11 protein-coding genes and 1 tRNA gene are annotated in these 8512 nt (G+C 38.2%); 8 read left to right on the top strand and 4 right to left on the bottom strand.

Features of this window, described 5'->3' with window-relative positions; genetic code table 11:
* Nucleotides 1–960: saccharopine dehydrogenase family protein (locus KKH91_04925; protein ID MBU0952151.1), on the top strand; the 960-nt coding region annotated here is incomplete at its 5' end.
* A 168-nt stretch (nucleotides 961–1128) separates the two neighbouring features.
* Nucleotides 1129–3252, top strand: a complete 2124-nt coding sequence (locus tag KKH91_04920) for a glutamine synthetase III (protein ID MBU0952150.1) — start codon at nucleotides 1129–1131, stop codon at nucleotides 3250–3252.
* A gap of 132 nt (nucleotides 3253–3384) precedes the next feature.
* Here the strand turns inward: KKH91_04920 and KKH91_04915 are convergent, their stop codons facing one another.
* Nucleotides 3385–3645 carry a putative toxin-antitoxin system toxin component, PIN family gene (locus KKH91_04915; protein MBU0952149.1) on the bottom strand — a complete coding sequence of 87 codons (261 nt, stop codon included), beginning with the start codon at nucleotides 3643–3645 and terminating at the stop codon, nucleotides 3385–3387.
* Between the two features lie 101 nt (nucleotides 3646–3746).
* On the opposite strand from KKH91_04915, the gene KKH91_04910 reads away from it, so the two are divergent.
* From KKH91_04910 to KKH91_04890, 5 genes are all read left to right on the top strand, one after another.
* Complete coding sequence (locus KKH91_04910; protein ID MBU0952148.1) at nucleotides 3747–3980, top strand: hypothetical protein; 234 nt, start codon at nucleotides 3747–3749, stop codon at nucleotides 3978–3980.
* Nucleotides 3977–4387 carry a putative toxin-antitoxin system toxin component, PIN family gene (locus KKH91_04905; protein MBU0952147.1) on the top strand — a complete coding sequence of 137 codons (411 nt, stop codon included), beginning with the start codon at nucleotides 3977–3979 and terminating at the stop codon, nucleotides 4385–4387. Before KKH91_04910 ends, KKH91_04905 begins: the two co-directional genes overlap by 4 nt.
* A gap of 117 nt (nucleotides 4388–4504) precedes the next feature.
* Nucleotides 4505–4672: a helix-turn-helix transcriptional regulator gene (locus tag KKH91_04900; GenBank protein MBU0952146.1), complete on the top strand. Its 168-nt coding sequence runs from the start codon at nucleotides 4505–4507 to the stop codon at nucleotides 4670–4672.
* A gap of 283 nt (nucleotides 4673–4955) precedes the next feature.
* Complete coding sequence (locus KKH91_04895; protein ID MBU0952145.1) at nucleotides 4956–5177, top strand: ribbon-helix-helix protein, CopG family; 222 nt, start codon at nucleotides 4956–4958, stop codon at nucleotides 5175–5177.
* A gap of 96 nt (nucleotides 5178–5273) precedes the next feature.
* A complete protein-coding gene (locus KKH91_04890; GenBank protein ID MBU0952144.1) occupies nucleotides 5274–5414 on the top strand; it encodes a type II toxin-antitoxin system RelE/ParE family toxin in 141 nt (46 codons plus the stop codon).
* Nucleotides 5415–5481: 67 nt separating this feature from the next.
* Here the strand turns inward: KKH91_04890 and KKH91_04885 are convergent, their stop codons facing one another.
* The 3 genes from KKH91_04885 to KKH91_04875 all read right to left on the bottom strand — a co-directional run bounded on the left by KKH91_04885 (nucleotide 5482) and on the right by KKH91_04875 (nucleotide 8238).
* Nucleotides 5482–6513, bottom strand: a complete 1032-nt coding sequence (locus KKH91_04885) for a Fic family protein (protein MBU0952143.1) — start codon at nucleotides 6511–6513, stop codon at nucleotides 5482–5484.
* Between the two features lie 431 nt (nucleotides 6514–6944).
* Nucleotides 6945–7877 (bottom strand): Fic family protein, encoded by a 933-nt coding sequence (locus KKH91_04880; GenBank protein MBU0952142.1) that lies wholly within the window; start codon nucleotides 7875–7877, stop codon nucleotides 6945–6947.
* Nucleotides 7878–8007: 130 nt separating this feature from the next.
* A complete protein-coding gene (locus tag KKH91_04875) occupies nucleotides 8008–8238 on the bottom strand; it encodes a hypothetical protein (protein MBU0952141.1) in 231 nt (76 codons plus the stop codon).
* 147 nt (nucleotides 8239–8385) lie between these two features.
* Between KKH91_04875 and KKH91_04870 the strand changes: the two genes are divergently transcribed.
* Nucleotides 8386–8472 (top strand) — tRNA-Ser (locus KKH91_04870).
* The last annotated feature ends 40 nt before the right edge of the window (nucleotides 8473–8512 follow it).

The raw sequence follows: 8512 nt of genomic DNA, 5'->3' as shown, positions 1-8512 counted from the left end.
ATGTCCGTCCTTGAAGCCTGTATTCAGGCAGGCAATGTCTGTTATATGGACACCGCTATTCATGAAGAACCGGATAAAGTCTGCGAAGACCCGCCGTGGTACGGAAATTATGAATGGAAACGCAAAGACCGCTGTAAAGAAAAAGCAGTAACGGCGATTTTGGGCGCGGGGTTTGACCCGGGTGTTGTAAATGCCTATGCCGCTTACGCCGTGAAACATCTTTTTGACAAAATAGATACGATAGACATTATGGACGTCAATGCCGGCAACCACGGCAAATTTTTTGCCACCAATTTTGACCCGGAAATCAATTTCAGGGAATTTACAAAAGTATGGACGTATGTTGACAGAAAATGGATTGAAGAAAAAGTTCATGGCGTAAAAAAAATATACGATTTCCCCGTTGTAGGCAAAATGCCTATTTATTTAACAGGCCATGACGAATTACATTCACTTTACAAAAATATCGACGCTAATTCTGTGCGCTTCTGGATGGGTTTCGGAGATCATTACTTAAATGTTTTTAATGTTCTCACCCAGGTAGGCATGACATCTGAAAAACCCGTGAAAACCGCCGAAGGTATCGAAGTAGTTCCTTTAAAAGTTTTGAAAGCTGTCCTTCCGGACCCGCTTTCCCTGGCGCCGAATTATACAGGAAAGACCTGCATCGGCGATTTAATAAAAGGCCAAAAAAACGGCAAAGATAAAACGGTGTTCATTTATAATAATTGCGACCATCATGACTGCTATCTGGAAATGGAATCCCAGGCGATTTGTTATACTGCCGGTGTTCCGGCAGTGGCCGCGGCAATTCTTGTAGCGCAGGATAAATGGGATACAAAAACCATGGTCAATGTTGAAGAACTTGACCCGGACCCATTTTTAGATTTGCTTAACAAGATTGGTTTGCCGACAAAAATCCAGGACCCTGCATTAAAATCTGAAATGCTTCCTGCTTAACAGAAAATGCATAAATTAGGCATTTTTAGTGCATAAATTGGCATTTTTGATATTTTATGCAATCATTTTATGTTATAAACTGCTTTTTTCTGTACATCTCTTGACAAAGTAATAAACCCTTACTATAATCTAATTAAGCAAAAAATCTTAAATATTTCAGGAGGCAGTATGAGTGAAACGAGAAAGTTGGCAGATTTGTATGGCCGATTAACTTTTAACAAAAAAGAAATGAGAAACAGGTTAAGCAAAAAAACCTTTGAAGAATTATCGGAAATAATCGAAAAAGGCGGAAAGCTTACCCCCGAAATTGCCAATGAAGTAGCGACAGCGCTTAAGGAATGGGCCATTTCCCATGGCGCCACGCATTTCGCGCACTGGTTTCAGCCGCAAAGAGGATCTACCGCTGAAAAACATGATACTTTTTTATCTTTCACTGATACAGGCGACGTAGTAGAAAGTTTTTCGGGTAAACAACTGGTTCAAAGCGAGCCCGATGCATCGTCATTTCCATCAGGCGGAATGAGAAGCACCTTCGAAGCCAGAGGCTACACAGCCTGGGACCCTACTTCACCTGCGTTTATCTTAAAATCAAAAATGACGGCGACGCTGGTTATCCCTTCGGTATATCTTTCCTACACCGGGGAAGTTTTGGATGTAAAAACCCCGCTTTTAAGGTCGCTCCATCTGGTTGAACAAAAAGCTTATGATGTTCTTAAACTTTTCGGCAACAGGACTGCAAAATATGTGCATACTACAGCAGGCCCGGAACAGGAATACTTCCTTATAGATAAGGGATATTACAAAAAAAGACATGATATAATTTTTACCGGCAGAACTCTTATAGGAGCAAGCCCGGCTAAAGGACAGCAGATGGAAGACCATTATTTTGGCTCCATCAGGCCGAAAGTCCTTGATTTTATGGAATCAGTCGATATTGCGCTTTTTGAAAGAGGCATACCGGCAAAGACCCGCCATAATGAAGTGGCTCCGAACCAGTTTGAGCTGGCGCCCATTTTTGAAGAAGCAAATCTTGCAGTCGACCATAACCTTCAGACTATGGAAATTATGAAACAAATAGCCGATGCTCACGGCCTTGAAATACTTTTTCATGAAAAACCTTTTGCCGGCATAAACGGTTCCGGCAAACACTTGAACTGGTCTTTGGCGGATTCTGACGGCAATAATCTTTTTGACCCCGGTAACTCGCCAAAAAAAACCGTGCAATTCCTGGTATTCTTATCAGGGCTTATGCTGGGCGTAAATAAATTCGGCGCCCTTTTAAGAATGGCTGTAGCGGACGCGGGCAATGACCACAGGCTTGGGGCTAATGAAGCACCACCGGCGATAATGTCAATGTTTTTAGGTGATCATCTTACCCTGCTTCTCAATGACATTGCTAAAGGCGAGATCACTTCTGTCAATGAACAGAAATTTGCTGACTTGAAAGTTAAAAAATTGCCATCGATCGCACTGGACAATACAGACCGTAACAGGACTTCACCGATTGCTTTTACCGGAAACAAATTTGAATTCCGCGCTGTCGGCTCTTCACAAAACTGCGCAGAAGCCCTTACTACACTCAATCTGCTCCTTATTTATGGTTTGGATGCAATGATTGAAAAAATTGAAAAATACAACAAAGGCTCTGAAGATATCAGAGAAGCAGCGCTTAAAGCCATAAAAGAGGTTGCCAAAGAAACAGAAAAAATTCGTTTTGAAGGCAATAATTACTCTCAAGAGTGGCATAAGGAAGCGCAAAAAAGAGGTTTACCTGAAGCCAAAACCACTCCCGAAGCGTTAAAGCTTATGACTCAGGAAGATACAGTAAAACTTTTTGAGAAATATGAAATTCTTTCTAAAGTTGAACTCCATTCCAAATACGATATTAAACTCGACGCCTATGTAAAAACCAAAATCATGGAGTTTGATGTATTGAAAGATATAATTCTTACCAGAGTCATCCCTTCGACGGTGAAACAGCTTAATACTTATTCAAACGGAAAAACTTCTTTAAAGGAAGCGGGCAAAACGGCTAATTTTTTAAGCAGCCTTATTGTTGAATTTGACGAGGTGCTTGAAGGATTAAATTCCGGTTTGAAAAAATTGGATAAAACTGCCGGAGAAGTTGAAAAAGAAAACGACTTAGCCAAAAAAGCAGAAATATTGAGCAAGGATGGCAATACACTGATGGAAGAATTAAGGACATATTGCGATAAAGCGGAAAGCCTGGTTGAAGACGATATCTGGGAAATACCCAAGTACAGCGAAATGCTTTTCCTTTTTAATGATTGATTTAATTTTAAGTGGTGTATTAAAAAGTGTTGCTTTTGACGTTGTTTTTGACCTGGTTACCCTCCTTTAAATAAAGCACAAACTTTTAAGTTCCGGTTTTTTGCCGGCTGAAAACAAAAGGCGGGAGGATTTCTATTGATAATATTTATTAAAATCGGAAGGAGAGAGTATTTTTATACCGTTGTAGGATTTTAGGATTAAAAGGTCCTTATCTCCTGAGATTATAACATCGATGTTGTTTTCTAAAGCGTCAGCAAGTACACGATCGTCATTTTTATCTCTGCAGATATTAATAAGTGTTTTTGCGGATTTGCCCCTTATGTGGTGTTCTTCTATTACATCCAGGATATCAGAAATATCAGCACCGGTTAATTTAAATTTATTTAATAACACATTATTTTAAAAAGCCTTGACAATACTGTGTTTATAGTATATAATAGTACTATAAAATCATACTTTAAAGCGGCAGACCCGCGTTAAAAGAGGTGAATACCATGAGAAATGTACAATCTATAAGCGTAACAATCCCTACTGCCCTAGCAATCATGCTGGACAAATTACAGAAGGAAGAGATGAAGTCCTGTAGCGGCATTGTTACTGAAGCTCTGAAAGAATATGTGGATTGGCAGCAATTTAAAAAGATACAGAAAGAACTTTCCTTAATGGCAAGAGCTAAGAATATTACTACGGAAGAAGATGTTAATAGGATAATTCACGAAATAAGATGATAAAAATTGTCTTTGATACTAATATCCTGATATCCGTGTTTATTTTCCCTGGCGGCCCGCCGGAAGAAATATTTCATGGCGTGATAATGCAAGACTATAAACTTGGAATATCAGCACCTATACTTGAAGAATTCAATAAGGTATTAAGAAAAAAGTTTACCTGGTCTGAAAATAAAATTGCAGTAATCATAAAGTTAATCCAGAGAAATTCTACTATAGTAACTCCTAAATACAAAGTTAAAGCTATTCATGATGAGTCTGATAACAGGATTTTAGAGTGTGCCGAAGAATTTAATGCTGATTATATTATATCCGGAGACAAGCACATTCTAAAATTAAAAAAATATAAAAACACACGAATCCGGCTTGCAAGCGACTTTTTAAAAGAAATCAGCTTATTTCAATAGATATTCCTTGTCACAAAACCGCTTTACTTTCCACTTTTACGAAAATCTATAATTCTTATAGCAGTATTAAAAAAAATATTCAAAATAACTAACCAAAATTAGAAACAAAGAAACACAATAACGCAAAAAGAACTTGCGAAGCGGTTACATACAACTCAACAGACTGTATCAGCTCTGGAATGTCCCAATCATAATGTTACAATAGGAACTTTAGAGAAAATAGCTGAAGTGCTGGGGGTAGAGCTTCAAATCAATTTTATTTCTTCTAAAAGAGTACACGCTTAAAAAATGAAAAAAGATACCGTGGATACCCACGGGTAAACCCCGTGGAACTATGCTGCCGTTTATATAACAAAAAAGCACCAGTTTTTTCGGTGCTTTTTTTAGCGACTTGTAGTGCTGCAAGACTGCCACCCAATATTACTATAGTCTATAAAGTCCTTTTAGTCAATATCTTTTTTTTCTTTGTCATTTATGTAATACTATGTTATACTTACATTGCAGTGTAATACACTGTTTTACGCTACTGCAACCAAAAAACAAAATTGGAGGTAGGGGAGAGAATACTATGCATTCAATAGCATTAAGATTACCTGAAGAATTAGAAAAAGAAGTAAACAAGATTTCACATGAGCTTGAAAGAAGTAAAAGTTACATTATTAGAAAAGCAATTCAGGCGTTTGTTACTGAGTATTTTGATTATCAAATTGCTTTAGACAGGCTTAACGACAAAGACGATGAGATTATTTCGTCTAAAAAAATGAGGTTGTTGCTTGGAAAAAAAGATTGATTATAAAAAGTCTGTTATTAAAGACCTAAAAAGAATTGACCATTCTTTCCAGGTTAAGCTGGTAAACCAGCTGGAAAAAGAGCTCTCAGAAAATGCATTCGCCGGCAAACCGTAAAAGGCGCGTATAAGGGCCTATTTAGCTTACGTATTGGGGATTATAGAGTTATTTACACAATAGCCCAAAAAAGTGTACTTGTTTTAAGAATTTCACACAGAAAAGACGTTTATGATTATTAGTTCCCCCCCCTTCCGTCCCTACTCCAGTTCCGCGGAACCAATAAAGAAATAGCTAACCAGGTTGTTTTTAATGCTTGATCGTATATCTGACTGAACGTCCTCTCCCTTCAAGTTTCAGTATTTCTTTATCAACGAGTTTCTGAAGGTCGGATTGCGCTGTCTTGTTAGATACGTGAAAGTGTTTCCTGTACCTACTGTTTGTTACGGAACCAAGTTTCCGGATAAAAGATACGGCTGAAATCTGCCTGGGGCTTAAATCGCTTGGAATACCGTTCTTCGTGCCTTTTTGAAGCTGCTCAATCTCTCCTTTTACCCTTTCAAGTTCAAATACCATGCCGCCGGTAAAGTATTCCAGCCATCCGGTCGTATTGTCATTATTCTTTTGTGCGGATTCAATCGCCTCATAGTACCTGTTCCTGTCTGATTCATAATATTCTTCAAGGGCAAAGAGCTTCCTGACGTCATACCCACTTGCAAGAAGGACGAGCATGCATAATGCTCTGGCCACTCTGCCGTTTCCATCCATAAAAGGATGTATCCTGACAAATTCATAATGAACTACACCCGCTTTAGTAATTGGATGCATTTCTTTCTCATCATTTAGAAACTTAATAAGTTCTGACATAAGAATTGGGACCTGCTCATGCTCAGGAGGCATATATACTACAATGCCTGTCGAATAATCCCGTAAGACATTCTGCTGTGTCCGGTACTTGCCCTTTAAATCTCCTTCAAGGATATTGTTCATGGTAAGGTAATGCATTTTTAAAACCATGTCCTCGGTATAGACTATATCTTTATGCCCTATTTCCTCGACATAATCAAGCACCTTAAAGTAGTTCTGAACCTCTCTTATATCCCGCTGAGGCGCACCTGTTACAGATTGGTTCTTTGATAATCTTTCGACTTGCTCAAGCGTGAGTCTGTTGCCTTCTATTTTAGTGGAGTAATGAGTGCTCTTTATTCTCGCTTCATGCCTTAGCCGCTTTTCCCAGATAGGCAAAAGTTCAGCTTTTATAATAACCTCATTCAAAACATCAATTCTTGAAACAGCCCGTAATATATGGTTCGTAATCGTGTAAACAGGTTTGAATGTCATTTTAATGTCCTCTTATATATATCATATGTTATTTAGACGTAAAAGGCAACATAAGAATCGTGTAATAATTATGAAGTTATCATGTAATAATCGTGTAATCAAGCGTCGAGGACTATATTCCTCGACGTAAAAAATCAAAAGCTTTCTTAAAACCTGGCCTGGCATCTTTAATTCCGCTTTCTTTATCAGTAAAGATTTTTTCGCAGCCCGTTTTGTCAAGTATCGCAGTACCTACTAAAGTTGAAATTAGAAATAAAATCAAAAATGCGATTATTTCAAAAAGAAATGGGCAGTTTGAGTATCCGCGTGGAATTGCCGTAGATGCTACCGGTAATGTTTAATAACCCTTCCCTACCTCTATTACGAACTTAATTTTTCACATATTTGGGTAAAATTAAACATTTAGGGTCAAAGTATTCGTCGCAAGAAGATTATTTTATATCAATCCGTTCCAAGATTCTAAAACCATCCGTTATTGCGTCGCATAAAAAATCTTCAAGCTGGCTTTGGTCCTGTTTGGTTTGAACCTTGTTAAGGAAGGTATAGTAAAGTTGTTTATTTTTTTGTTTGATTATTGCCGGAGCCAGATTAGCTTTTAAGAGCATAGCGCTCATTAACAACCTGCCGATACGGCCATTGCCATCAGAAAAAGGGTGAATTTGCTCAAATTGGCTATGGATTAAAGCCGCTGAAGCAACGACATCCTTCAATTGTTTATTTGCCCCGTTTAACACAATAGGAACTAAATCAGGAACCTTCAGATAATTAGCTGTTGGCAAATTGACGCCTAAAATCCTAACCGCATGATTGCGATATGCTCCGGCATCCGGGCGGATGCCGTTCATTAGCATACCGTGAAGCCTTAAGATTAGTTTTTCGTTTATCTGTCCTTGCTTTAAAATATAGTCAAAAAGATAATTGAGGGCGGCTTGATGGTTTTTAACTTCTAGCTGTTCTATCAGGCTTTTATTCGGCAGAGCGGCATTATCAAAGAGAATAGCAGCTGTATCCGGTTCCGTGAGCGTGCTTCCTTCAATACAATTGGTGTTGTAGGTGAGTTTTAACATAAAAGCGTCCTGAATGTCAGGGTTGTTTATAATTTCAGTAATGACACTTTTATGTTCGCTTGATTTCTTGGTCAGCGCTTGTTTTTTTGCCGTGAGTTGTTCTGATGGAATTAATTTTTGTCCCGTTACTTCCAAAAATAACTCATCAATAGCCAAAAGCGCTTTTGGCCGGGGCATTGACTTGCCTGTCCACCAACTGTTAAAAGCGGCAAAAGATACTCCGAATCTTTCAGCTAGTTTGGTTTGGGTAAGACCGGTGAATTTTTGGATAATTTTTAATTTTTCTTGTGTATTCATATGTTTTAGCTCTTATGAGAATTTTAGCAAACTTTATAAGGTTTGTCAAAAATGAGTAACTTTATAAAGTTTACAAGTAACGGGAAAATAATGGGTAAAATTAAAACATCGGTGTCTATAAGATATTTACTCATAGGTTTGCTGTTTTTGACCTTCTATCTTGTCTTAGTTCTCTTACATAATCGGCGTTAAGGCCTTTTCTGTTTTTCCAGATACCGCTTACTTTATTCATAGCTTCAACAATATCATACTTCTTGTTTGAATAACACTTGTCAATGGCTTTTCTTATGATTGGCAAAAACGATTCATTGATTTTTAAAGTTTCATTAAATTTTGTATAATCCTTTAGTAGTTTTGACAATTTTCACAGATAGTATATATACCCAAAGTTACTATGGTGTTACTATTGATAGTGGTTTTATAGCTTTTACTGGTAATCAGTGGCAATTGATGTCATAGCAGGTTTGTAGACGGTAAAACCGTTGTTTTCAGGTCTTTTGACGGTAACGGAGAGGTGGCCGAGCGGTTTAAGGCGTACGCCTGGAAAGTGTATGTGCCTGCAAGGGCACCGTGGGTTCAAATCCCACCCTCTCCGTTTTTTGGGCGAAGTTCGAACTTTTTTTGAGGCCCTGGAT

The organism is Elusimicrobiota bacterium, assembly GCA_018816525.1.
Classification (GTDB): domain Bacteria; phylum Elusimicrobiota; class Endomicrobiia; order CG1-02-37-114; family XYA2-FULL-39-19; genus OXYB2-FULL-48-7.
Note: the sequence above shows the minus strand (reverse complement) of the source record. Positions and strands in the feature narration are given on the sequence as shown.

Coding starts and splice junctions, on each gene's coding strand:
- KKH91_04920 (MBU0952150.1), top strand. CDS start 1,129: ATGAGTGAAACGAGAAAGTTGGCAGATTTGTATGGCCGATTAACTTTT.
- KKH91_04910 (MBU0952148.1), top strand. CDS start 3,747: ATGAGAAATGTACAATCTATAAGCGTAACAATCCCTACTGCCCTAGCA.
- KKH91_04905 (MBU0952147.1), top strand. CDS start 3,977: ATGATAAAAATTGTCTTTGATACTAATATCCTGATATCCGTGTTTATT.
- KKH91_04895 (MBU0952145.1), top strand. CDS start 4,956: ATGCATTCAATAGCATTAAGATTACCTGAAGAATTAGAAAAAGAAGTA.
- KKH91_04885 (MBU0952143.1), bottom strand. CDS start 6,513: ATGACATTCAAACCTGTTTACACGATTACGAACCATATATTACGGGCT.
- KKH91_04880 (MBU0952142.1), bottom strand. CDS start 7,877: ATGAATACACAAGAAAAATTAAAAATTATCCAAAAATTCACCGGTCTT.